This window comes from Sphingopyxis sp. SE2 (assembly GCF_032227185.1).
Classification (GTDB): domain Bacteria; phylum Pseudomonadota; class Alphaproteobacteria; order Sphingomonadales; family Sphingomonadaceae; genus Sphingopyxis.
The window spans coordinates 3,355,686-3,375,486 of the sequence record NZ_JAPMXW010000001.1 but is presented as its reverse complement, the minus strand read 5'-3'; the positions used below and the strand labels follow the sequence as shown (position 1 = coordinate 3,375,486).

Genomic DNA, 19,801 nt, shown 5'->3' with positions numbered 1-19,801 from the left:
GAGGGCGCAGTTTATCCGGAGCGCCTGCAAGGCAGTCGAAGGGCGCTGCGACCTCCCCATGGCTTCGCCACAGGGAGGATATTTCGAGCGCCTTGCCGCTGCCCACCGCAGCCTTTATGCGCCCGGTCATCATGCCCCCCGCACTCGACCATATCGACAGCTGGATTTTCGATCTCGACAACACGCTCTATGCGCCGTCGGCGAAGCTGTTCGACCTGATCGACGCGCGCATGGGCGCCTTCATCATGCGGCTGTTGAACGTCGATGCCGCCGAGGCGCGGCGGGTGCAGAAGCAATATTTTCACGATCATGGCACGACGATGGCGGGGCTGATGCGCCACCACGGCGTGCACCCCGAGGATTTTCTGGTCGACGTCCACGACATCGCGCTCGACCGGCTGAGCGTCGACGCGCGGCTGCGCGCCGGGCTCGAGCGGCTGCCGGGGCGCAGGATGGTCTTCACCAATGCCGATGCCGATTATGCGGCGCGCGTGCTCGAAGCGCGCGGGATCGCCGACCTGTTCGACGGCATCTGCGATATCCGGATCACGCGCTATACGCCCAAGCCCGACGCGGCGGCTTATGATATGATGGTCGCGCACCTCGGCGTCGATCCGGTGAAGAGCCTGTTCGTCGAGGATATGGCGCGCAACCTGACCCCGGCGAAGCGGCTGGGGATGACGACCGTGTGGCTGGACAATGGCAGCGAAAGCGGCCATCGGGACCACCTGCCGGACCATGTCGATTTCCACGCGACCGACATCGCCGACTGGCTCGATACCTTGCCTTCACCTTGGGGAATTTCATGACGACCGACCTGCAGAGCACGATCGAAGCCGCGTGGGACGCGCGCGACACGCTGGGGCTGACCACGACCGGCGCGGTGCGCGAGGCGGTCGAGAGTGCGCTCGCGGGGCTCGACGACGGCAGCTACCGCGTCGCCGAGCGCGATGCCGGCGGTAGCTGGCAGGTCAACCAATGGCTGAAGAAGGCGGTGCTGCTGTCGTTCCGCCTCAATGACATGGAGATCATCGAGGGCGGCGCCGGCGGCGCGACCTGGTGGGACAAGGTGCCGTCGAAATTCGCGGGATGGGGCGAGAACCGCTTTCGCGACGCGGGCTTTCGCGCCGTCCCCGGATCGATCGTCCGCCGCGGCGCCTTTATCAGCAAGGGCGCGGTGCTGATGCCGAGCTTCGTCAATATCGGCGCCTATGTCGGCGAGGGATCGATGGTCGACGCCTGGGCGACCGTCGGCAGCTGCGCGCAGATCGGCGCGAACGTCCATCTGTCGGGCGGCGCGGGCATCGGCGGCGTGCTCGAACCCTTGCAGGCCGGGCCGGTGGTGATCGAGGACGGCGCCTTCATCGGCGCGCGCGCCGAGGTCGCCGAGGGGGTGATCGTGCGCGAAGGCGCGGTGCTGTCGATGGGGGTATACCTCGGCGCGTCGACCAAGATCGTCGACCGTGCGACGGGCGAAGTCTTCATGGGCGAGGTTCCCGCTTATTCGGTCGTCGTGCCGGGATCGCTGCCGGGCAAGCCGCTGCCCGACGGGACGCCGGGACCGTCGCTTTACTGCGCGGTGATCGTCAAACGCGTCGACGCCAAGACGCGCGCGAAGACCGGGATCAACGAGCTGCTGCGCGACTGATTGTTTTCCCGGCGTCCCCGCGCAAGCGAGGTCGGCTGGTACTGTTGCGCTGGATCGATAGCGGCCCCCGCCTTCGCGGGGGCGACGGTTATTACCGCTCGCTGAGATAATAGCGTTCGCGCGCGGTCAGATCGTCGGCGAGGTCGTAGACGATCGGCTGGCCGGTCGGGATTTCGAGGCCGGTGATGTCGGCGTCCGAAATGCCCGAGAGATGCTTGACGAGCGCGCGCAGGCTGTTGCCGTGCGCCGAGATCAGCACCGTTTTGCCCGCGGCGAGTTCGGGGACGATGGCGGCTTCATAATAGGGAAGCACGCGCGCGATCGTGTCCTTGAGGCTTTCGGTCGAGGGAATCGCGATGCCGGCGTAGCGCGGGTCGCCCGACAGGTCCCATTCCGAGCCGGCGTCGAGCGGCGGCGGGGGGATGTCGAAGCTGCGGCGCCAGATCTTGACCTGCTCGTCGCCATGCTTCGCCGCGGTCTCGGCCTTGTCGAGCCCGGTGAGGCCGCCATAATGGCGCTCGTTGAGGCGCCAGTCCTTGGTGACGGGGAGCCAGAGGCGGCCCATCGCCTCGAGCGCGAGGTTCAATGTCTTGATCGCGCGCGTCTGGACCGAGGTGAAGCAGGTGTCGGGCGCGACGCCCTTTGCCTTCATCAGCTCGCCGGCGGCCCAGGCTTCGGCCGCACCCTTTTCGGTGACATCGACATCCCACCAGCCGGTGAAGCGGTTTTCGAGATTCCACTGCGACTGGCCGTGACGGATGAGGATGAGCTGGGGCATTTCAGGTCCTTGCGCTGGAGGAGAGTTGCCGCCCCTTTAGACCCTGTTTCAGCAAGATTGAAGCGACGAGATCGTCCAGCGAGCTGTGCTGGGGAGAAGCGTTGTGCGGCGCGGGCCGGCGGCCCGTGCAAACGGCGCGGCGCGCCCAGCGCGGCTCGCTGGACGACCGCCTGCGGCGGCGGGCCGATTTTACCGCGAGGACGTCGTTGCTCGTCGGTCACGATGGAAAACCATCGCTCCCTCCTCGCGCCTCGCCTCGCGGCAAAATCGGCTCCGTCTCGCGTTTCAATCTTGCTGAAACAGGGTCTGGCGCGGCTTTTCGCCGAACGCCAACCGCCCTCTTGAAATGGTTTCAGCTGCACCCAGATTTGCCTCGTCCGGCCGCCGATACGGGGCCGGGTGGCGATCGCGGCGCGCGCCGCGGTCCCTTTGCTTCGCTTTTTGGAGGAAGGAATGAATCATGCGTAACAGCTTCGACTGGACCCCCTATCGCCGTTCGACCGTCGGCTTCGACCGATTGTTCGATTTCCTCGAAACCGGCGGTTCGGGCGCCGAAAATTATCCGCCCTTCGATATCGAAAGGCTTGCCGACGACCATTTCCGGATCACCGTGGCGGTCGCGGGTTTCAAATCCGACGAGATCGACATCACCGCGCAGCAGAATATGTTGACCGTGAGCGGCCGCAAGGCGCCCGTGGCCGAGGGCGAGACGCGTCAATTGCTCTATAGCGGCATCGCGACGCGCGCGTTCGAGCGCCGCTTCCAGCTCGCCGATTTCGTGCGGGTGAGCGCGGCCGACCTCGCCGACGGGCTGCTGACGATCGACCTGGTGCGCGAAGTGCCCGAGGCGATGAAGCCGCACAAGATCGCGATCGGCGGCACGCAGCCGGCGATCGAAGACAAGAAGGCCGCGTAAACGGAGGCCGATTTGGCTAGATGATGCGGGGTCCGGAGTCCCTTCCGGGCCCCGTTTTAGGTTCGCAATTCTTGGCCGCGCAAATCCCGTCACCCCGGACTTGATCCGGGGTCCATTCGAACCGGCGTAGCAATGGATTCCGGATCAAGTCCGGGATGACGAACGGTTAAACCTGCAGGCTTCGCGTCATAAAGCGGCTGAAAGGGTCGGGCTTGTAGTCGGCGAAGGGTTCGCACTCTTCGAAACCGTGGCGCGCGTAAAGTGCAAGCGCGGGTTCGAAAGCCGGACCCGATCCGGTTTCGAGGCTGAGGCGGTCGAGGCCGCGGCTGCGCGCTTCGGCGACGATATGGGCGAGCATGCGTGCGGCGACGCCCTGCCGCAGAAAGGCGTCGTGGGTGCGCATCGACTTGATCTCGCCATGCCGCGCATCGAGCATCTTCAATGCACCGCAGCCCGCGAGTTCGTCGCCGCGGTGGATCGACCAGAAGGTCACCTCGCCCGCGCGCAGTCCGTCGAAATCGAGAAAATGACAGCTTTCGGCGGGCGAGTTCGCGAGCATGCCCGCGAAATGTTGCTCGAGCAGCGCGCGGATCGCGGCGCCCGACAGATCGTCCTCGACGATCCGCCAGGCGTCACTCACAGCATCTGGTCCAGCGTCGCGAGGCAGGCGTGGGCGAGCAGCTTCGAGCGTTCGGGCGACCACCCGCGCGCCGGGTCGGGCAGGTCGCGATTGTCCTTGAACGGCATTTCGAGCGTCATCGACACCGCGCCGAAGCGTTCGGCGAGCTGCGTCGTCGACATCGAAAGATTCGCCTGTCCCGGCCCCGATTCTTCATAGCCGAGGTCGACCTGGAAATCGGGGGTGTTCGCGGCGAGCGCGGTTTCGAACGCCTTATATTTCTCGGTCTGCTCGCTCTTCAGCGACGGGATGCCTTCGAAGCCCGCGAGGAAGACCGCGGGGATCGCCTCGTCGCCATGGACGTCCATCGCCCAGTCGACGCCGGTGGCGTCCATCGCACCCCGCACCGCGAGCACTTCGGGGCTGCGCTCGGCGGTCGGATTGTCCCATTCGCGGTTGAGGTTCACCCCGGCGAAATTGGTGCGCAGATGGCCGCGGCGCGAGCCGTCGGGGTTCATGTTCGGGACGATGTGGAAGCGGCACTTGCCGAGCAGCGAGCGCGCGTGCGGGTCGGCCGTGTCGGTGAGTTTTTCGAGCGCGCCTTCCATCCACCATTCGGCCATCGATTCGCCGGGATGCTGGCGTGCATAGAGCCAGACCTGCGTGTCGCCGGTGCCCATTTCGAGGCAGTCGATCGGCTGGCCTTCGAGGCTGGTGCCGAGGCAACGATAGGTCACGCCTTCGCATTCGGCGACCGAGGCGATCAGATCGTGGTGGCGTTCCATCGAGTAAGGCGCGAAATAGGCGATATAGAGGATCGGGCTCTCGGCGGTGTGCTGGATCGTCAGCGTGCCCGCGTCATAGCTGGTGTCGAGCCGGAACCAATATTCACGGTCATAGCTAGCGCAGGCGGCATAGCCCGGCCAGCCGTCGGGATAGGCCGATTCGGCCAGCCCGGCGATCGCGAGTTCGAGCGCGTCGCCGATGCTGCACGCAACGCGAAAGTGGAACCACTGGAAAAAGTCCGATTCGCGATCCTTGCGAATCGAAAGGCGCGCCGACGTGCCGTCGACATTTTCCACGACGATATTGCCGCTGTCGAAAGCGGCGTTGATGCTGATGGTCATTTGACGCTGATAGTGCGTCCCGATTCGCCGGGGAAGTCCTTGAATAGGGCTTCGGCCAATTTCGCCGCGGCGAGGCTGGGCTGGTTGGCGGGCGCCTTGACCGGAACCGCGGTCAGCGCGCGGCCTTCCCACAAGGCCTGGCCAGTGGCGGCATTGTCGATGCGGACGAACAGCTGAAGATCGGCCATCCGCTTCGGACCGCCGCCGAGATTGATGCCGATCCCGAGACCCACGCCAGAACCATAGCTGCCGGTCGAACCGCCGACGCCGACCGACACGGGCGAGCGGCGCCCCTCGGGCAGCTGTTCGACGCGGTCGAAGGAGATGCGGACGAGGAGCGGCGCGCGTTCGCCCGACCCGGCGGGGACCAGCCCCTGCCGCTGGAGCTGCTGGTCGACCGCGGCGCGGTAGCTGTTCCATTCGAGCGAGGGTATCGCCGCGCCCGGGGGCCGTGTCCCCGGGGCGTCGAACGTCCCCGGAGCATCGAGCGGGTCGGTCGCGATGGCGTAGCGCGTGCCCGGCGCCCAGCTTGGCGCCGCGTTGGTATGAAAGCGCGTGACTTCGACCGGCGGAACCGCGGTGGCACAGCCGCCGAGAGCGAGCGCCGCTGCAGCGAGCAGGGCGGCGAAAAGAGGACGCGTCATCCGCGCATCATGCGCCAGCAATTATGGCTTGGCAATGAACGGGATGCGCGACGATCCTCCCTGTGCCGCAGGCATGGGGAGGGGGACCGCTCGCAAAGCGAGTGGTGGAGGGGCTGCGACGTCGCGCTAATAGCCCCTCCGTCAGCGCTGCGCGCTGCCACCTCCCCATCGCTGCCCGAAGGGCAGTTCATCCTGAGCGGCCGGCCTGCCGGCCAGCCGAAGGGCGACAGGGAGGATCAAAGATCAACGATAGAAGATGTGGTTGTCGATCTGCGCGATGCGCGTCTTGCGCCAGCCCGGCGAGACGTAGCGCGCGTGGAAAAAGAGCGCGCCGGGGGCGTGGTTCTTCCAGCTGCCGTCGCGCGCGATCTGGGCGATCGCGACGGCGTTGTTCCACTGGGCGCCCTGGCGGATCGCCGGCATCCGGCCGCCGCGCACAAAGCTGAACTGGCTTTTCTGATGGACGACGCCGCACAGGCTTTTGGGGAAGCGGCCCGACTGGGCGCGATTGATCACGACATGCGCGACCGCGAGCTGGCCCGGAAGCGATTCGCCGCGCGATTCGAAATAGACCGCGCCGGCGAGGCAGCGCAGTTCGGGATCGATTTCGGCGGGCCGCGGCGTCGCGGCGACGAGTTCGGCGAGCGACGCGGCGGTCACCGGCGCCGGGGTCGGCGCGGGGTCGGCTTCGGTTTCGTTCTGGGTGCTGTCCTCGACCGGGGTTTCGATTTCGGTCGGGAGATTCGCCTGTTCCTCGACCGCCGGCGCATCGGTGCCCGGGAGGATGATGGCGGGAATATTGGCGTCGGCCGCAAGATCGCTTGCAAAGCCCGGTTCCGCCAGAAGCAGCATGGAGGCGGCAGTCATGCCGACGGCAGCCATGCCGGCCACGTTCAAAATGCGACTCATAGTGTCCGTCAAAAGGGCGGCCGATGAACCGAACCTCTCAAAACAGGCGGGGGACTATGGTCCAATATCGCCTGCGGTCATCGTCCGACTGCGTGTCCGAACCGTTTTACCGGAGCTTCGCCCAAGGCGATGCAACCCGCGGAACGACCTACGCGTTATCGAATGGGCGCCAGTTATTGTGCGCCGCAACAGAGTCAAGTTAACGCGGCCCACTCCGCGACGAGTCGTGGCGCATCTGCGATATCCAGTTCGACGATCCACAGATCGGGATCGGCTCTTCGCCGCCGCTCCTGATAATTGGCGCGCGATTCACTATCTTTTGCGTCGCTTGGGCCGACATCCTCCCAAATATAGTGGCCGCCGGGTGCGAAGCGCCGTTCGAGAAGGGGGCCGGGCTCGCCGCGATCGCTGCACTGGACGAGAATGACGCCCGACGTGTCGTCGCCTTTTGCGAGAATAGTGGCAAAACCTCCCGCTGCCTCGGTGCGGCGGAGGAGCAGGTCGACGAGGAAGCGGCTTTTGAGGCGGGTCACAACGATCCTCCCTGTCGCGATGGGGAGGTGGCAGCGGCGAAGCCGCTGACGGAGGGTCAATGACGCGACGTTACGGCCCCTCCACCATTCGCTTCGCGAACGGTCCCCCTCCCCATGGCTTCGCCACAGGGAGGATTTAGTCAACATGCTAAACGGCGTTACGCCGCGTCACGCGTTTCGGTGTCGGCGAGCAGCGCGTAGAGCGCCTCGTCATTCTTCGCACCGCGCAGCCGGTCGGCGATCGCCTCGTTGCGCAGCATCCGCGACACGCCCGCGAGCGCTTTCAGATGGTCGGCGCCGGCGTCGAGCGGCGAGAGCAGGACGAAAAGCAGGTCGACCGGCAGCCCGTCGACCGCGTTGAAATCGATCGGCCGCGCCAGTTGCAGGAACAGGCCGCGCACCCCGCCGAGGTCGGCCATCTTGGCGTGCGGCAGCGCGATGCCGCGGCCGAAGCCGGTCGAACCCAGACGCTCGCGTTCGAGCAAAGCCTCGCTGACTTCGCCGGCGTCGAGGCCGAGCGAACGGCTGGCGAGATCGCCGACGAAGGGGAAAAGCGCCTTTTTCGAATCGAGCTGAACATGCGCGCGCACGGTCGCCGGATAGAGAAGGGAAGAAAGATTCATCGTCTGGCCAAATCTTGTTAAACGCCGGCCGCCGCCAGGAACTTGGCTGGCAAGCGGTCGCGGATCTGTCGTGGCAGGCCCCCCGCCATCCCGGCTTCGGGCATCGTTGGGCGCGGCCCTTAAGCCGGATGGCGGAGAAAATCCAGCCCTATCGTGGTTCGACCCAGCCGATCGTCCCGTCGTCGCGACGATAGACCATATTATGCGTGCCGGTCTTGCTGTTGACGAAGAGCAGCGCGTTGGTGTTCCGAAGGTCGAGCATCATCACCGCGTCGGACACGCTGCTGCTGGGAATGTCGACGCGCGTTTCGGCGATGATCGCGGGCGCGTCGCCCGCATCCTCTTCGCTGCCGGCGTCGAAGACGGTGTAGGCCGCATTATCCTCGATCTCGTCGATCGTCGGCGACGGGGCCGCCACGCCATTATTATGATCCTTCAACCGCCGCATATAGCGCCTGAGCTGCTTTTCGATGCGTTCGGCCGCGCCCTCGAACGCGACATGCGCGTCCTGCGCCTGACCGTGCCCCTTGAGCACCAGCCCCTGCATCACATGCGCGACGATGTCGCACTGGAAACTGTCGTGCGGACCTTTCCCGAAGGTCGCGTGCGCCCCGATCGCGCGCGAGAAATATTTGTCGGCAATCGCGTTCATCCGGTCCGACACATGCGCCTGGAGCGCTTCGCCGGTTTCGATCTGGTGGCCAGAGACGCGGATTTCCATTTTTCTTCTCCTTCTTGGCCGGTGCGACGACAATGGGAGAGTCGTTACACCGTATCGAGCCACAGCGGCTGGTTCAGCCCTGCGACAAATTCGGCGTGCCGCGCGATTTCGGCGGCCGACGCCATATGGGGACGGGGTTCGCGAAAAGGGCGGTCGGGGCCGCGCGGCGCGGCGGGCGCGTCGGCGTCCATCGACACCGAGACGGCAGCGGCCGCCGCGAGACCGAGGCCGATCTGCCGCCCGCCGGTCATTTCGATATAGAGATGCGCGAGCAGTTCGGCGTCGAGCAGCGCGCCATGCTTGACGCGGTGGCTGCGGTCGATGCCGTAGCGCGTGCAGAGCGCGTCGAGGCTGTGCTTCGCGCCCGGATGAAGCTTGCGCGCCATCTGCACGGTGCAGCACATGCGCGCCATGTCGAGCGCGGGGCGGCCGGCGCGGGCGAGTTCGGCGTTCACGAAGCCGAAGTCGAAGGCGGCATTGTGCGCGACCAGCGGCGCATCGCCGAGGAATTCGATCAGCTCGTCGACGCGCGCCGCGAACAGCGGCTTGTCCGAGAGGAACTGGATCGACAACCCGTGCACCGCTTCGGCGGCGGCGGGCATATCGCGCTCGGGATTGAAATAGGCGTGGAAGGTGACGCCGGTTTCGCGGCGGTCGATCAGCTCGACACATCCGATTTCGACCAGCCTGTCCCCGCTTCTGGGATCGAAACCCGTGGTTTCGGTATCGAAAATAATCTCGCGCATCGAATGGATAATCTGGACCCTATCGGGCGTGGAAACAAGAGGTGATGAAACGAATTTGGCGGTGCGTCTCGCTTTTGGGGCGGCCCGTTTCGATGATGAAATCGGCGCGCGACCGCTTGACCCGATCGGGAACCTGCAGGCGGCGGATTGCCTTCAGTTTCGCAGTCGTCATGCCAGGGCGCCGCATCACGCGTTTGCGCTGCATCCACGCGGGCGCCGAAACGACCGCGATCGCGCCGACCTTGCGCCAGCCGCCCTTTTCGAAGAGCAAGGGAATGTCGAGCACGACGAAATCGCGCGCGCGGTGGCGGGCGAGGAAGCGTTTCTGGGCCTTGCCGACCGCCGGATGAACGATCGCTTCGAGCGCGGCGAGTTCATGGGTGTTGCCGAGCACGCGCGCGCCGAGTTTCTGCCGGTCGACCCCGTTCGGCCCGGTGGTGCCGGGGAAGCGCGCCTCGATCGCCGCGACGAGCGCGCCGCCGGGACCTTGCAGCCGGTGGACCATCGCATCGGCGTCGAAGACGGGGACGCCCTCGCGTTCGAACATCGCCGCGGCGGTCGACTTGCCCATGCCGATCGAGCCGGTAAGCCCGAGAATGAACGGCCGGCGCAGCCGCGAGCCGGGGCGCGGACGATGGGTCATGTCCCTATTATCCGGCCACCAGCAGCGCGCGCAATTCCTCGTCGCGGCCTTCGGGCGGCGACGCGCCGAAGAACAGCTCGAACGCGAGCGCGGCCTGACCGATGAGCATGTCGAGCCCGTCGACGGTGTCGAGCCCGCGCGCCGCCGCGGCTTTGAGCAGCCCGGTCTGGAGCGGCGAATAGACGAGGTCGTAGACGATCGCATCGTCGGGGAGCGGCGACAGGTCGAGATCGAGCGGCGGCTGGCCCGCCATGCCGAGGCTGCTCGAATTGACGAGCAGGGACACTGGCGGCAGCGGAGCGTCGAGCGCGACCACCTCGCCCTTGAGCCCGAAGGTCGCGAGCAGGCCCATCGCCTTCAGCGGCGAGCGATTGAAGATCGTCACCTTGCCGACATGGGCGCGGGCAAGCGCGAACAGCACCGCGCGCGCCGCCCCGCCGGCACCGACCACCGCGACGGGCGCGCCCTCGAGATCGAGTTCGGCGAGCGGCGAATAAAAGCCCGCGGCATCGGTGTTGGTACCGATCAGCGACCCGTCGGGCTGGCGCACGACGGTGTTCATCGCGCCGATCGTGCCGCGGATATCGCCCGGATCGTCGACGAGATCCATAACCGCCCCCTTGTGCGGCATGGTGACGTTGCAGCCGCGCCAGTCAGGATCGCTGCGGCGCTCAGCGATATAGGCGGCGAGCTCGTCGGGTTTCACATGCGCGCGGCGGTAATCGCCGGCGAGCCCCAGCGCGTCGAGCCAGAAACCGTGGATCAGCGGCGATTTCGATTGTGCGATCGGGTCGCCGATCACTTCTGCGTAAGGTGCGCTCATTGCGGCGCGAGCCCGATGGTGCGCAGCCACGCCAGCAAGGGAAGCATCGGCATGCCGATGATGGTCCAGGGGTCGCCTTCGACCCGGTCGAACAATTGCACGCCCGCCCCTTCGATTTCGTAACAGCCGACGGTCCAGCGGATGCTGTCCCAGTTTCGCGCGACATAGTCGGCGATGAAGGCGTCCGACAAGGGGCGCATCCAGAGCTTCGCCTCGCCGACCGCGCGCCAGACCGACGCGCCGTCGCGCGCGGCGACCGCGGCGCTGAACAGCCGGTGCCGCGTTCCCGCCATGCGGCGGAGATGATCGGCGGCCTCTTCGGGGCTTCCGGGTTTCGCGAGCATCGCGCCATCGTCGAGCGCGAGCGTCGAATCGGCGCCGAGCACGGTCACGCCGGGAAGCCGCGACGATATTTTGACCGCCTTCGCCTCGGCGAGCGCGTCGGCGATGTTGCGCGGCGTCTGGCCGGCGGCGAGCAGCGACGCGGTGAGCGCCTCCTCGTCGACATGCGCGGCGCTGGTTTCGAAGGTCAGCCCGGCGGCGCGAAGCATCGCGGCGCGGCCACTGCTTTGCGAGGCGAGGAGCAAGCTCATGCGTCCGTCCGGTCTTCGACGAGCTTGATCACCGCGGCGGCGGTTTCCTCGATCGAGCGGCGCGTCACGTCGATCACCGGCCAGCCATTGTCGGCGAACATCCGCCGCGCATAAGCGAGTTCGGCCTTGACGCGTTCGTCGTCGACATAGGAGGTTTCGGGCGCCTGATTCAGCGACAGCAGCCGGTTGCGGCGAACCTGGACGAGCCGGTCGAGCCCGGTCGTCAGCCCGACGATCATCGGGCGCTTCAGGTTGAACAGCGCGTTCGGCGGCGGCGATTCGGGAACGATCGGGATATTCGCGGTCTTGAAGCCGCGGTTGGCAAGATAGATGCTCGTCGGCGTTTTCGACGTGCGCGACACGCCGGCGAGAACGATGTCGGCCTGTTCCCAATTTTCCCAGCCGATGCCGTCGTCGTGCGCGACGGTAAATTGAATCGCCTCGACGCGCGCGAAATAGGCGGCGTCGAGAACGTGCTGGCGGCCCGGACGCGCCTTCGCTTCCTGCCCGAGCATCCGCGACAGCGCGTCGGTGACCGCGTCGAGCGCGGCGACGGTCGGCAGGCCCTGCGCCCCCGCGCGGCGTTCGAGGCTGGCGCGCAGCTCGCCATTGACGAGGGTGAAGAGGATCATGCCGGGGCTCGCCTGCACTTCGGCCATGATCCGGTCGAGATGCGATTCCGACCGCACCATCGGCCAGAAATGGCGCACCACCTCGACATCGTCGAACTGCGCGATCGCCGCCTTGGCGATATTTTCGAGCGTCTCGCCCGTGGAATCGGATATGAGGTGAAGGTGAAGCCGGCCCATCGCGCCACCATGGCGGGAGTCCGCGAAAAAAGGCAATGCCGGATCACGCCCGCGACGACGAAAAGCCCCTGTGGATAAATTTGGCAAAAGCCCCGGGATGATTTCGGCAGGCAGGATTCATCCCCGGCCGTGTCGATTCCGCTCCACCGCTTATCCACATGGGACGAATCTTATCCACAGGCTGTGAATTAGGGGGACTGTGCAAGGCGACTCCGGGGCGTGACCCGCAACGCCCCGAGTCAAGCTGTTGGCAAAAAGGACGCCCCGGCCTAAAGCCGCCTTGTCCGCCGACCTACAAACCACCACAATCATATTTAAAACTATATGAAGAGAGAAAGAGGGGCCGCGTGAAGGCGTCACCGAAGAAGCTGCTCGCGACGCTGCGCGGGGTGCGGCAGGAACGCCCGCCGCTCTGGCTGATGCGCCAAGCCGGACGCTATCTGCCCGAATATCGCGCGCTCCGCGAGACCAAGGGCGGTTTTCTCGAGCTCTGCTACGATCCCGAGGCCGCCGCCGAAGTGACGCTGCAGCCGATCCGCCGTTTCGGCTTCGACGGGTCGATCCTCTTTTCCGACATTCTCGTCATCCCGCACGCGCTCGGTCAGCATCTGTGGTTCGAAGCGGGCGAGGGGCCGCGGCTCGCGCCGCCGCTCGTCGACAGCGCTTTGGCGTTGCTCGAGGCGGCACCCGAGCGGCTCGACCCGGTTTATGCAACCGTCGCGCGCGTCGCGGCGGCGCTGCCGCCCGAGACGACTTTCTTGGGCTTCGCCGGAAGCCCATGGACCGTCGCGACCTATATGGTGGCGGGACAGGGGTCGAAGGACCAGGCTGCGGCGCGGCGCATGGCGTTCGGCGATCCCGAAGCCTTCCAGGCGATCGTCGACGCGATCGTCGAGCTGACCATCACCTATTTGTCGGGGCAGATCGAAAATGGCGTCGACGCGGTGCAATTGTTCGACAGCTGGGCGGGCAGTCTTTCCCCCGCCCAATATGAGCAATGGGTGATCGCCCCCAACGCCGAGATCGTGCGGCGGATCAAGGCGCTGCATCCCGATACGCCGGTCATCGGCTTTCCGAAGGGTGCCGGGGGCAAGCTTCGCGCCTATGCCGACGAGACCGGAGTCGACGCGATCGGTCTCGACGAGACGGTAGACCCTATATGGGCCGACGCCGCGCTGCCGGCGCATCTGCCCGTGCAGGGCAATCTCGACCCGCTCGCGCTCGTCGCGGGCGGCGGCGCGCTCGATGCGGCGATCGACCGCATCCTTGCGGCTTTCCCGTCGCGTCCCCATATCTTCAATCTCGGCCATGGCATCGTGCCCGACACGCCGATCGCGCATGTCGAACATCTCATCAAACGCGTTCGCGGCGGATAATCTATGGAACTGGCAGGTTTTTTGGGGGCGACGATGCTTTGGATCAAAGCCGCGCATATCATTTTCGTGATTTTCCTGATGGCCGGCCTGTTCATGATGCCGCGCTTCTTCGTCTATCATCATCAGGCTCCGGTCGGGTCCGACGAGGACAAGAAGTGGATCGAGCGCGAGGACCGGCTGCGGCGGATCATTTTGAACCCGTCGCTGATCATCGTCTGGATCTTTGGGCTGATGCTCGCCTTCAACGGCGATTATTGGCGCGAGGGCTGGTTTATCGCCAAATTGCTGCTCGTGATCGCGCTGTCGGGTTATCACGGCTGGATGATCGGCTATTTCAAGAAGCTCAAGAAGGGCGAGCGCCCGCTCAGCGAAAAACAGCTCAGGATGCTCAACGAGGTGCCCGGCGTCGCCGCGGCGATCATCGTCATCCTCGTCGTCGTGCGACCCTGACCTTCATCGCCCCGGCGCAGCCCGATTGACTTGATCCGAAGCCGGTTATAGGGGCGATTCAACCCCGTTCCATACGGGCGGCGCGTCCCCCGCGCCGATGCTATCGAAACGGTCGTCCCACGGCCGGATAGGCACCCCCGCGGTGCGACAAATTCGCGTCCTATTTTTCCCGAAGACCTACCTGGAATCCATCCAATGCACCTCAAAGAACTCAAGACCAAGGCGCCCGCCCAACTCGTCGAAATGGCGGAAGAACTGGGTGTCGAAGGCGCATCGACGCTGCGCAAGCAGGACCTGATGTTCTCGATCCTGAAGGAACTCGCCGAAGAGGGCGAGGAAATCATCGGATCGGGGACGATCGAGGTTCTCCCCGACTCGTTCGGTTTCCTGCGCTCGTCGGACGCGAACTATCTCGCGGGCCCCGACGACATCTATGTCTCGCCGAACCAGGTCCGCAAATATGGCCTGCGCACCGGCGACACGGTCGAGGGCGAGATTCGCGCCCCGCGCGACGGCGAACGCTATTTCGCGCTGACCAAGCTGATCAAGGTCAATTTCGACGATCCCGAAGCGGTGCGTCACCGCGTCAATTTCGACAACCTCACCCCGCTCTATCCGAACCAGAAGCTGTCGCTCGACACCGTCGACCCGACCGTCAAGGACAAGTCGGCGCGCGTCATCGACCTCGTCAGCCCGCAGGGCAAGGGCCAGCGCGCGCTGATCGTCGCGCCGCCGCGCACCGGCAAGACGGTGCTGCTGCAGAATATCGCCAAGGCGATCACCGACAACCACCCCGAGGTCTACCTCATCGTCCTCCTCGTCGACGAACGTCCCGAGGAAGTCACCGACATGCAGCGCAGCGTGAATGGCGAAGTCGTCTCCTCGACCTTCGACGAGCCCGCGACGCGCCACGTCCAGGTCGCCGAAATGGTGATCGAAAAGGCGAAGCGCCTCGTCGAGCACAAGAAGGACGTCGTCATCCTGCTCGACTCGATCACGCGCCTCGGCCGCGCTTACAACACCGTCGTTCCCTCGTCGGGCAAGGTGCTGACCGGCGGTGTCGATGCCAATGCGCTCCAGCGGCCGAAGCGCTTCTTCGGCGCGGCGCGCAACATCGAGGAAGGCGGTTCGCTGTCGATCATCGCGACCGCGCTGATCGACACCGGCAGCCGCATGGACGAGGTGATCTTCGAGGAATTCAAGGGCACGGGCAATTCGGAAATCGTGCTCGACCGCAAGGTCGCCGACAAACGCATCTTCCCGAGCCTCGACGTCGGCAAGTCGGGCACCCGCAAGGAAGAATTGCTCGTCGAGAAGGACAAGCTGTCGAAAATGTGGGTGCTGCGCCGCATCCTCATGCAGATGGGCACCGTCGACGCGATGGAATTCCTGCTCGACAAGATCAAGGATTCGAAGACCAACGAGGATTTCTTCGACAGCATGAACCAGTAAGCCCGGGTCATGGCGGTGATCGAACACGCCCTGCTGCCCGTTCGTGCGGGAAGCGAGGCGGCTGTGGCAGAGGCAAAGCCGCTGATCGAAGCCTCACCGGGCTTTATCTCGCTCAAAATTTTCCGCCCGGCCGCAACCGGACAGGCTTATCTGCTGTTGGTCGAATGGAGGTCTGTCGCGGATCATCGCGACGGCTTCCGGCAATCGGACCGCTACGGACGGTGGCGGGCGTTGCTGCATCGCTTTTATGACCCTATTCCAGAGGTCAGTTATTTCGGAGAGCCGCTGTGATTTTGGAATTTCTGACTCAGGCCGCGTCGCACGCCGGCGGTTTCGGCGGCCCCGCCGGAATGTGGGACGCGATCGTCAAGGATTTCTCTAACATTACCGAGCCGGCCGCCTTCGCGGCGTTCCTGCAGGTGCTGATGATCGACCTCGTCCTGGCGGGCGACAATGCGATCGTCGTCGGCGCACTCGCCGCGGGGCTGCCCGCCGACCAGCGCAAGAAGGTCATCCTGATCGGCGTGCTCGCCGCGCTGGTTCTTCGCATCGCTTTCGCGCTCGTCGTGACGCAGTTGATGCAGATCGTCGGGCTGATCTTCGTCGGCGGGCTGCTCCTGATCTGGGTGGCATGGAAAATGTGGCGCGAACTGCGCCACACGGGCCAGTCGCAGGGTTCGCCCGAGATTGCGGGCGATGAACATTCGGGCCTGAAGCCCGCCAAGAGCTTCGCGGGTGCCGCCTGGGCGGTGGCGGTCGCCGACGTCAGCATGAGCCTCGACAATGTGCTCGCGGTCGCGGGTGCCGCGCGCGAGCACCCCGGCATCCTGATCGTCGGCTTGATCTTTGCCGTCGCGCTGATGGGCATCGCGGCGAATATCATTGCCCAATATATCGAGCGTTACCGCTGGATCGCCTATCTCGGCCTCGCGGTGATCGTCTATGTCGCGGTCAAGATGATCTACGACGGCTGGGTCGACCCGAGCGTCGGCGTCGGAACCTTGTTCGGCTGACCGGTTTTCAGCGTAAAATGAAAGGGCCAGCCTCGTGAGGGGCTGGCTTTTTCGTATCGGCTTCCCATCTCGCGATCATGCCCCAGCTCCATATGACCCGCGTCGCCGTCGGCTGCTCCGATTATCCTGCGCTTGAGGCACGGATCGCCAATTACGCCGCCGATGGCGAGATCCGTTTCGCGACACGCTTCCGGCCCAAGCGCGCCGACGAGCTGATCGGCGGCAAGCTGCATTTCATCGTCAAACACACGCTCGTCGCGCGCGTCGAAATCCTGCGCTTCGACGATCGTAGTGATGGCCGCGTCGACATTGTCTGCGTCGCCGACCTCGAGCGCGTGCACCCGCAGCCGAAGCGGGCGCACCAGGGGTGGCGGTACCTGATCGATGCCGATGCGCCCAAGGGTATCGACGATGCGAGCGGAATCGGCGCGTTGCCGCCCGAACTGTATCGCGAGCTTGCCGAGCTCAGCCTGATCTAGCTTGCGGCCTGCGCTGCGAGCATTTCGGCCATTTTTTCCCAGACCTTGTTGATCGCCTTGAGCGGCCTGACCATCACCTTGAAATCTTCTATCTTTCCGTCGGCGTTCCACCGGATGATGTCGACCCCGTTGATCTGGATGCCGTCGAGGATGCTCTGAAACTCAAGGACGGCTTGGTTGCCGTCGACGATCTCGCGCAGATAGCGGAAATCGTCGCCGCCGAGGACATGGCTCGCGGCGTGGAGATAGGCGAAGACCTTGTCGCGCCCTTCCTGCGGCGTGTGGACGACGGGCGAGTGGAACACCGCATCCTCGGCGAGCAGGTCGCGCAAGGCCCGCGGGTCGCCGCCGCCCGCCATATAGGCGTGCCAGGCGGCGAGACCGGGATGCGGCGCGGTCATGCGAGATGCTCGGCGAAAAAGGCGCGCGTGCGGCCGTCGGCGAGCTGCGCGCCGTCCTCGTCGCGCCGGTTGCCCATCGTCGCGGCAAAGCCGTGGTCGAGCCCCGGATAATCGTGAAGCGTCACCTTCGGATGCGGATCGAGCCCTTCGTGAATCCGCTTTTGCGCATCATGGTCGACGAGATGATCCTCGGTCGGGATATGGAGCATCAGCGGCCGCGCGATCGCGTGGCTTTCGTTCAGCATCTGGTCGATCATGACGCCATAATAGCCGACCGACGCATCGATATCGGTGCGCGCCGCGGTCATATAGGCGAGGCGGCCGCCGAGACAGAAGCCCACCGCACCGACCTTGCTCGCACCCTGGCCGTGCAGCCAGCGGATGGCCGCCTCGATATCCTTCACCCCGTCGTCGGCATCATATTGGGCGAAATAGCCGAAGGCTTCCTGCAGCTCGGCCTCGACATCGGGATTGAGCTCGACCCCGGGCGCGAAGCGCCAGAAGATGTCCGGTGCGATCGCGAGATAGCCTTCGGCCGCCCAATCGTCGCATTTCTTGCGAATCCCTTCGTTGATCCCGAAAATTTCGGGAATGACGATGATCGCGCGCGAGCTGTCGGCGTCGGGGCGCGCGACATAAGCGGGAATTTCGTTCGTCCCGTCGAGTGCGGGGATCGAGATGTTGGTCGCGGCCATGCGGGGAGCTCTCCTGTCTCTTGCTTCTTTGCGGTGAAAGCGCGAAGCTAGACGCGCGATGGGCATGGCTCAAGCGGCTAACCGGCATTTTTCCGGGCGGAGACAGGCGATGAAGTTCAATATCGAGATCGATTGCACCCCCGAGGAAGCGCGGCGCCTGTTCGGTCTCCCCGATCTCGAGCCGCTGCACGACATCTACCTCGACCGCGTCAAGGAATTGATGGCGAAGGGGATCACGCCCGACATGGTCCAGTCGATGGTCAAGACCTGGCTGCCGATGGGCGAGAGCGGGCTGGGGCTGGTCCAGTCGTTGCTCGGCCAGTTCGGCGGCGGACTGATGGGCGGAGCGAAGCCGGCCGATGCAACTGCCGATGATGACAAGCCCGCCAAGGGGCGCAAGAGCTGAATCAAGATCCGTCAAGCGATACGATTTTCGCGCTGTCGAGCGGGATGCCGCCGGCGGCGATCGGCGTCGTGCGCGTCAGCGGACCGGCGGCCGGGGCGGCGCTGCAAGCGCTGGCGGGACGCCTGCCCGCGCCGCGCCGCGCGGTGCTGGCGGAGTTGAAGAACGGCGATGGTGCGGCGCTCGATCGGGCGCTGATCCTGTGGTTTCCGGGGCCGGCGACGGCGACGGGCGAAGATCTGGCCGAGCTGCATCTGCACGGCGGACGCGCGGTGGTTGCGGCGGTCGAGGCGGCGCTTGCGGCGCTGCCGGGGCTCCGCCGCGCCGAGCCGGGCGAGTTCACGCGGCGCGCGTTCGAGAATGGGCGGATCGACCTTGCCGAGGCCGAGGGGCTCGCCGACCTGCTCGCGGCCGAGACCGAGAGCCAGCGGGTGCAGGCGCTCGGCATGGCGAGCGGGCATGTGTCGCGCGCGGTGGCGGGCTGGCAGGATCGGCTGCTTGGACTGATGGCGGGGGCGGAGGCCGAGCTCAATTTCGCCGACGAAGATGATGTGGAAGTTGTCGAAGGTGCCGCGCGGCGTTTGATTTCGGGGATGGGGGCGCTTTCGGACGAGCTGGGCACATGGCTGGCGCGGCCGGCGGCGGAGGTGATCGCCGAGGGACTGTCGGTGGTGATAGCGGGGCCACCAAATGCCGGAAAATCTACTTTAATCAACGCGTTAGCTCAGCGTGAGCTGGCGATCGTGTCGCCCGTCGAAGGAACGACGCGCGATGTGATCGAGACGCCGCTGGCGCTCGACGGCATCGCGATGCGCTTTTCGGACACGGCGGGGATCCGCGGGGAAGGTGCCGATGCGATCGAGGCGATCGGGATCGACCGCGCGAAGGCAGCGGTCGAGGCGGCGGACATATTGTTGTGGCTCGGGCGGCCGAAGGAAGCTCCGGAGCATCCCCGCTGCATCACGATCGCGCCGCAGGCCGATCGCTGGCGCGGCGACGCGGCGGCGGAGGCCGACGCGGCGCATTGCGACCTCGCGCTGTCGGCGGCGACGGGCGAGGGGATGGACAAGCTGCACCGCATGATCGTCGAGATGGCGCGGACGCTATTGCCGCGCGAGGGCGAGGCGGCGCTGCGCCAGCGCCAGCGCGCCGCACTTGCCGAAGCAAAGCAATGGCTGACGGTCGAAGCCGATTCGCGGGAGGCTGGCGATTTAATCCTTCTTGCAGAAAGGCTTAGGCTCGCCGCGACCGCGCTCGACCGCATCACCGGGCGCGCGGGGGTCGAGGAGATGCTCGACGCGCTGTTCGGCCGTTTCTGCATCGGGAAATGATGTTTCACGTGAAACATCGAGCGGCAAGCAGTGCGGTGGATTCGATGCGCGCTTTGCGCTATGCGCGCC

The 19,801-nt window shown here is 65.5% G+C and carries 27 protein-coding genes; 11 read left to right on the top strand and 16 right to left on the bottom strand.

Annotation, left to right across the window (positions count from 1 at the left end; translation table 11 throughout):
- Positions 1-116 precede the first annotated feature (116 nt).
- Positions 117-809 carry a pyrimidine 5'-nucleotidase gene (locus OVY29_RS16210; RefSeq protein WP_235211610.1) on the top strand — a complete coding sequence of 231 codons (693 nt, stop codon included), beginning with the start codon at positions 117-119 and terminating at the stop codon, positions 807-809.
- Positions 806-1,648 (top strand): 2,3,4,5-tetrahydropyridine-2,6-dicarboxylate N-succinyltransferase, encoded by an 843-nt coding sequence (dapD, locus tag OVY29_RS16205; protein ID WP_037557504.1) that lies wholly within the window; start codon positions 806-808, stop codon positions 1,646-1,648. The genes OVY29_RS16210 and dapD overlap by 4 nt, the downstream gene beginning before the upstream one ends.
- Before the next feature lie 91 nt (positions 1,649-1,739).
- Here dapD and gpmA read toward each other — a convergent pair whose 3' ends face one another.
- Positions 1,740-2,426 carry a 2,3-diphosphoglycerate-dependent phosphoglycerate mutase gene (gene gpmA / locus OVY29_RS16200; protein WP_037557503.1) on the bottom strand — a complete coding sequence of 229 codons (687 nt, stop codon included), beginning with the start codon at positions 2,424-2,426 and terminating at the stop codon, positions 1,740-1,742.
- A 285-nt stretch (positions 2,427-2,711) separates the two neighbouring features.
- The gene (locus OVY29_RS16195; protein WP_161786574.1) at positions 2,712-2,888 is read right to left on the bottom strand and encodes a hypothetical protein; all 177 of its coding nucleotides are present in this window, start codon (positions 2,886-2,888) and stop codon (positions 2,712-2,714) included.
- Here OVY29_RS16195 and OVY29_RS16190 point away from each other — a divergent pair.
- Positions 2,887-3,342 (top strand): Hsp20 family protein, encoded by a 456-nt coding sequence (locus OVY29_RS16190; protein ID WP_037557502.1) that lies wholly within the window; start codon positions 2,887-2,889, stop codon positions 3,340-3,342. The genes OVY29_RS16195 and OVY29_RS16190 overlap by 2 nt on opposite strands.
- 166 nt (positions 3,343-3,508) lie before the next feature.
- Here the strand turns inward: OVY29_RS16190 and OVY29_RS16185 are convergent, their stop codons facing one another.
- From OVY29_RS16185 to OVY29_RS16130, 12 genes are all read right to left on the bottom strand, one after another.
- Positions 3,509-3,982 carry a GNAT family N-acetyltransferase gene (locus OVY29_RS16185; protein WP_313911726.1) on the bottom strand — a complete coding sequence of 158 codons (474 nt, stop codon included), beginning with the start codon at positions 3,980-3,982 and terminating at the stop codon, positions 3,509-3,511.
- Complete coding sequence (locus tag OVY29_RS16180) at positions 3,979-5,088, bottom strand: M14-type cytosolic carboxypeptidase (protein WP_037557500.1); 1,110 nt, start codon at positions 5,086-5,088, stop codon at positions 3,979-3,981. Before OVY29_RS16180 ends, OVY29_RS16185 begins: the two co-directional genes overlap by 4 nt.
- Positions 5,085-5,732, bottom strand: coding sequence for a DUF4136 domain-containing protein (locus tag OVY29_RS16175; protein ID WP_037557499.1), 648 nt, complete (start codon positions 5,730-5,732; stop codon positions 5,085-5,087). Before OVY29_RS16175 ends, OVY29_RS16180 begins: the two co-directional genes overlap by 4 nt.
- 243 nt (positions 5,733-5,975) lie before the next feature.
- Positions 5,976-6,599 carry a cell wall hydrolase gene (locus OVY29_RS16170; RefSeq protein ID WP_235211609.1) on the bottom strand — a complete coding sequence of 208 codons (624 nt, stop codon included), beginning with the start codon at positions 6,597-6,599 and terminating at the stop codon, positions 5,976-5,978.
- A gap of 236 nt (positions 6,600-6,835) precedes the next feature.
- Positions 6,836-7,174 (bottom strand): DUF1491 family protein, encoded by a 339-nt coding sequence (locus OVY29_RS16165; RefSeq protein WP_235211608.1) that lies wholly within the window; start codon positions 7,172-7,174, stop codon positions 6,836-6,838.
- Between the two features lie 158 nt (positions 7,175-7,332).
- Positions 7,333-7,797, bottom strand: coding sequence for a PTS sugar transporter subunit IIA (locus OVY29_RS16160; RefSeq protein WP_037557497.1), 465 nt, complete (start codon positions 7,795-7,797; stop codon positions 7,333-7,335).
- A gap of 148 nt (positions 7,798-7,945) precedes the next feature.
- Positions 7,946-8,518, bottom strand: coding sequence for a ribosome hibernation-promoting factor, HPF/YfiA family (gene hpf, locus OVY29_RS16155; protein ID WP_037557496.1), 573 nt, complete (start codon positions 8,516-8,518; stop codon positions 7,946-7,948).
- Between the two features lie 44 nt (positions 8,519-8,562).
- Positions 8,563-9,264, bottom strand: a complete 702-nt coding sequence (dnaQ, locus tag OVY29_RS16150) for a DNA polymerase III subunit epsilon (RefSeq protein WP_037557495.1) — start codon at positions 9,262-9,264, stop codon at positions 8,563-8,565.
- A gap of 19 nt (positions 9,265-9,283) precedes the next feature.
- Positions 9,284-9,907: a dephospho-CoA kinase gene (gene coaE / locus OVY29_RS16145; protein ID WP_052182470.1), complete on the bottom strand. Its 624-nt coding sequence runs from the start codon at positions 9,905-9,907 to the stop codon at positions 9,284-9,286.
- Positions 9,908-9,914: 7 nt separating this feature from the next.
- The gene (gene aroE, locus OVY29_RS16140; protein ID WP_037557494.1) at positions 9,915-10,730 is read right to left on the bottom strand and encodes a shikimate dehydrogenase; all 816 of its coding nucleotides are present in this window, start codon (positions 10,728-10,730) and stop codon (positions 9,915-9,917) included.
- Complete coding sequence (locus OVY29_RS16135; RefSeq protein WP_081933224.1) at positions 10,727-11,323, bottom strand: Maf family protein; 597 nt, start codon at positions 11,321-11,323, stop codon at positions 10,727-10,729. Before OVY29_RS16135 ends, aroE begins: the two co-directional genes overlap by 4 nt.
- The gene (locus OVY29_RS16130; RefSeq protein ID WP_037557493.1) at positions 11,320-12,132 is read right to left on the bottom strand and encodes a pyruvate, water dikinase regulatory protein; all 813 of its coding nucleotides are present in this window, start codon (positions 12,130-12,132) and stop codon (positions 11,320-11,322) included. Before OVY29_RS16130 ends, OVY29_RS16135 begins: the two co-directional genes overlap by 4 nt.
- A gap of 347 nt (positions 12,133-12,479) precedes the next feature.
- Between OVY29_RS16130 and hemE the strand changes: the two genes are divergently transcribed.
- The 6 genes from hemE (at position 12,480) to OVY29_RS16100 (ending at position 16,902) form a co-directional block, all read left to right on the top strand.
- A complete protein-coding gene (gene hemE, locus OVY29_RS16125) occupies positions 12,480-13,508 on the top strand; it encodes a uroporphyrinogen decarboxylase (protein ID WP_037557492.1) in 1,029 nt (342 codons plus the stop codon).
- 33 nt (positions 13,509-13,541) lie between these two features.
- Positions 13,542-13,958 (top strand): CopD family protein, encoded by a 417-nt coding sequence (locus OVY29_RS16120; RefSeq protein ID WP_409581468.1) that lies wholly within the window; start codon positions 13,542-13,544, stop codon positions 13,956-13,958.
- Between the two features lie 195 nt (positions 13,959-14,153).
- Positions 14,154-15,410, top strand: a complete 1,257-nt coding sequence (rho, locus tag OVY29_RS16115) for a transcription termination factor Rho (RefSeq protein WP_037557490.1) — start codon at positions 14,154-14,156, stop codon at positions 15,408-15,410.
- Between the two features lie 9 nt (positions 15,411-15,419).
- Positions 15,420-15,701 (top strand): antibiotic biosynthesis monooxygenase family protein, encoded by a 282-nt coding sequence (locus OVY29_RS16110; protein ID WP_037557489.1) that lies wholly within the window; start codon positions 15,420-15,422, stop codon positions 15,699-15,701.
- 59 nt (positions 15,702-15,760) lie between these two features.
- Positions 15,761-16,423 carry a TerC family protein gene (locus OVY29_RS16105; protein WP_409581488.1) on the top strand — a complete coding sequence of 221 codons (663 nt, stop codon included), beginning with the start codon at positions 15,761-15,763 and terminating at the stop codon, positions 16,421-16,423.
- A 92-nt stretch (positions 16,424-16,515) separates the two neighbouring features.
- Positions 16,516-16,902: a DUF1489 domain-containing protein gene (locus OVY29_RS16100; protein ID WP_235211607.1), complete on the top strand. Its 387-nt coding sequence runs from the start codon at positions 16,516-16,518 to the stop codon at positions 16,900-16,902.
- On the opposite strand, the gene OVY29_RS16095 is transcribed toward OVY29_RS16100, so the two are convergent.
- Positions 16,899-17,303, bottom strand: coding sequence for a nuclear transport factor 2 family protein (locus tag OVY29_RS16095; protein ID WP_313911725.1), 405 nt, complete (start codon positions 17,301-17,303; stop codon positions 16,899-16,901). The genes OVY29_RS16100 and OVY29_RS16095 overlap by 4 nt on opposite strands.
- Entirely contained in the window at positions 17,300-17,998 is a 699-nt protein-coding gene (locus OVY29_RS16090; protein ID WP_037557486.1) for a dienelactone hydrolase family protein, read from the bottom strand. Before OVY29_RS16090 ends, OVY29_RS16095 begins: the two co-directional genes overlap by 4 nt.
- 109 nt (positions 17,999-18,107) lie before the next feature.
- On the opposite strand from OVY29_RS16090, the gene OVY29_RS16085 reads away from it, so the two are divergent.
- Both OVY29_RS16085 and mnmE read left to right on the top strand, forming a co-directional pair.
- Entirely contained in the window at positions 18,108-18,404 is a 297-nt protein-coding gene (locus OVY29_RS16085) for a DUF6489 family protein (protein WP_313911724.1), read from the top strand.
- A gap of 23 nt (positions 18,405-18,427) precedes the next feature.
- Positions 18,428-19,732, top strand: coding sequence for a tRNA uridine-5-carboxymethylaminomethyl(34) synthesis GTPase MnmE (gene mnmE, locus OVY29_RS16080; RefSeq protein WP_313912074.1), 1,305 nt, complete (start codon positions 18,428-18,430; stop codon positions 19,730-19,732).
- Positions 19,733-19,801 lie beyond the last annotated feature (69 nt).

Bases quoted from the DNA above. Each gene is read 5' to 3' on its own strand.
- OVY29_RS16085 (WP_313911724.1), top strand. From the start codon at position 18,108: ATGAAGTTCAATATCGAGATCGATTGCACCCCCGAGGAAGCGCGGCGC.
- OVY29_RS16175 (WP_037557499.1), bottom strand. From the start codon at position 5,732: ATGACGCGTCCTCTTTTCGCCGCCCTGCTCGCTGCAGCGGCGCTCGCT.
- OVY29_RS16135 (WP_081933224.1), bottom strand. From the start codon at position 11,323: ATGAGCTTGCTCCTCGCCTCGCAAAGCAGTGGCCGCGCCGCGATGCTT.
- dapD (WP_037557504.1), top strand. From the start codon at position 806: ATGACGACCGACCTGCAGAGCACGATCGAAGCCGCGTGGGACGCGCGC.
- coaE (WP_052182470.1), bottom strand. From the start codon at position 9,907: ATGACCCATCGTCCGCGCCCCGGCTCGCGGCTGCGCCGGCCGTTCATT.
- rho (WP_037557490.1), top strand. From the start codon at position 14,154: ATGCACCTCAAAGAACTCAAGACCAAGGCGCCCGCCCAACTCGTCGAA.
- dnaQ (WP_037557495.1), bottom strand. From the start codon at position 9,264: ATGCGCGAGATTATTTTCGATACCGAAACCACGGGTTTCGATCCCAGA.
- OVY29_RS16195 (WP_161786574.1), bottom strand. From the start codon at position 2,888: ATGATTCATTCCTTCCTCCAAAAAGCGAAGCAAAGGGACCGCGGCGCG.
- OVY29_RS16160 (WP_037557497.1), bottom strand. From the start codon at position 7,797: ATGAATCTTTCTTCCCTTCTCTATCCGGCGACCGTGCGCGCGCATGTT.
- aroE (WP_037557494.1), bottom strand. From the start codon at position 10,730: ATGAGCGCACCTTACGCAGAAGTGATCGGCGACCCGATCGCACAATCG.
- OVY29_RS16100 (WP_235211607.1), top strand. From the start codon at position 16,516: ATGACCCGCGTCGCCGTCGGCTGCTCCGATTATCCTGCGCTTGAGGCA.
- OVY29_RS16120 (WP_409581468.1), top strand. From the start codon at position 13,542: ATGCTTTGGATCAAAGCCGCGCATATCATTTTCGTGATTTTCCTGATG.
- OVY29_RS16190 (WP_037557502.1), top strand. From the start codon at position 2,887: ATGCGTAACAGCTTCGACTGGACCCCCTATCGCCGTTCGACCGTCGGC.
- OVY29_RS16170 (WP_235211609.1), bottom strand. From the start codon at position 6,599: ATGACTGCCGCCTCCATGCTGCTTCTGGCGGAACCGGGCTTTGCAAGC.
- hpf (WP_037557496.1), bottom strand. From the start codon at position 8,518: ATGGAAATCCGCGTCTCTGGCCACCAGATCGAAACCGGCGAAGCGCTC.
- OVY29_RS16210 (WP_235211610.1), top strand. From the start codon at position 117: ATGCGCCCGGTCATCATGCCCCCCGCACTCGACCATATCGACAGCTGG.
- gpmA (WP_037557503.1), bottom strand. From the start codon at position 2,426: ATGCCCCAGCTCATCCTCATCCGTCACGGCCAGTCGCAGTGGAATCTC.
- OVY29_RS16090 (WP_037557486.1), bottom strand. From the start codon at position 17,998: ATGGCCGCGACCAACATCTCGATCCCCGCACTCGACGGGACGAACGAA.
- OVY29_RS16110 (WP_037557489.1), top strand. From the start codon at position 15,420: ATGGCGGTGATCGAACACGCCCTGCTGCCCGTTCGTGCGGGAAGCGAG.
- OVY29_RS16130 (WP_037557493.1), bottom strand. From the start codon at position 12,132: ATGGGCCGGCTTCACCTTCACCTCATATCCGATTCCACGGGCGAGACG.
- OVY29_RS16095 (WP_313911725.1), bottom strand. From the start codon at position 17,303: ATGACCGCGCCGCATCCCGGTCTCGCCGCCTGGCACGCCTATATGGCG.
- OVY29_RS16180 (WP_037557500.1), bottom strand. From the start codon at position 5,088: ATGACCATCAGCATCAACGCCGCTTTCGACAGCGGCAATATCGTCGTG.
- OVY29_RS16105 (WP_409581488.1), top strand. From the start codon at position 15,761: ATGTGGGACGCGATCGTCAAGGATTTCTCTAACATTACCGAGCCGGCC.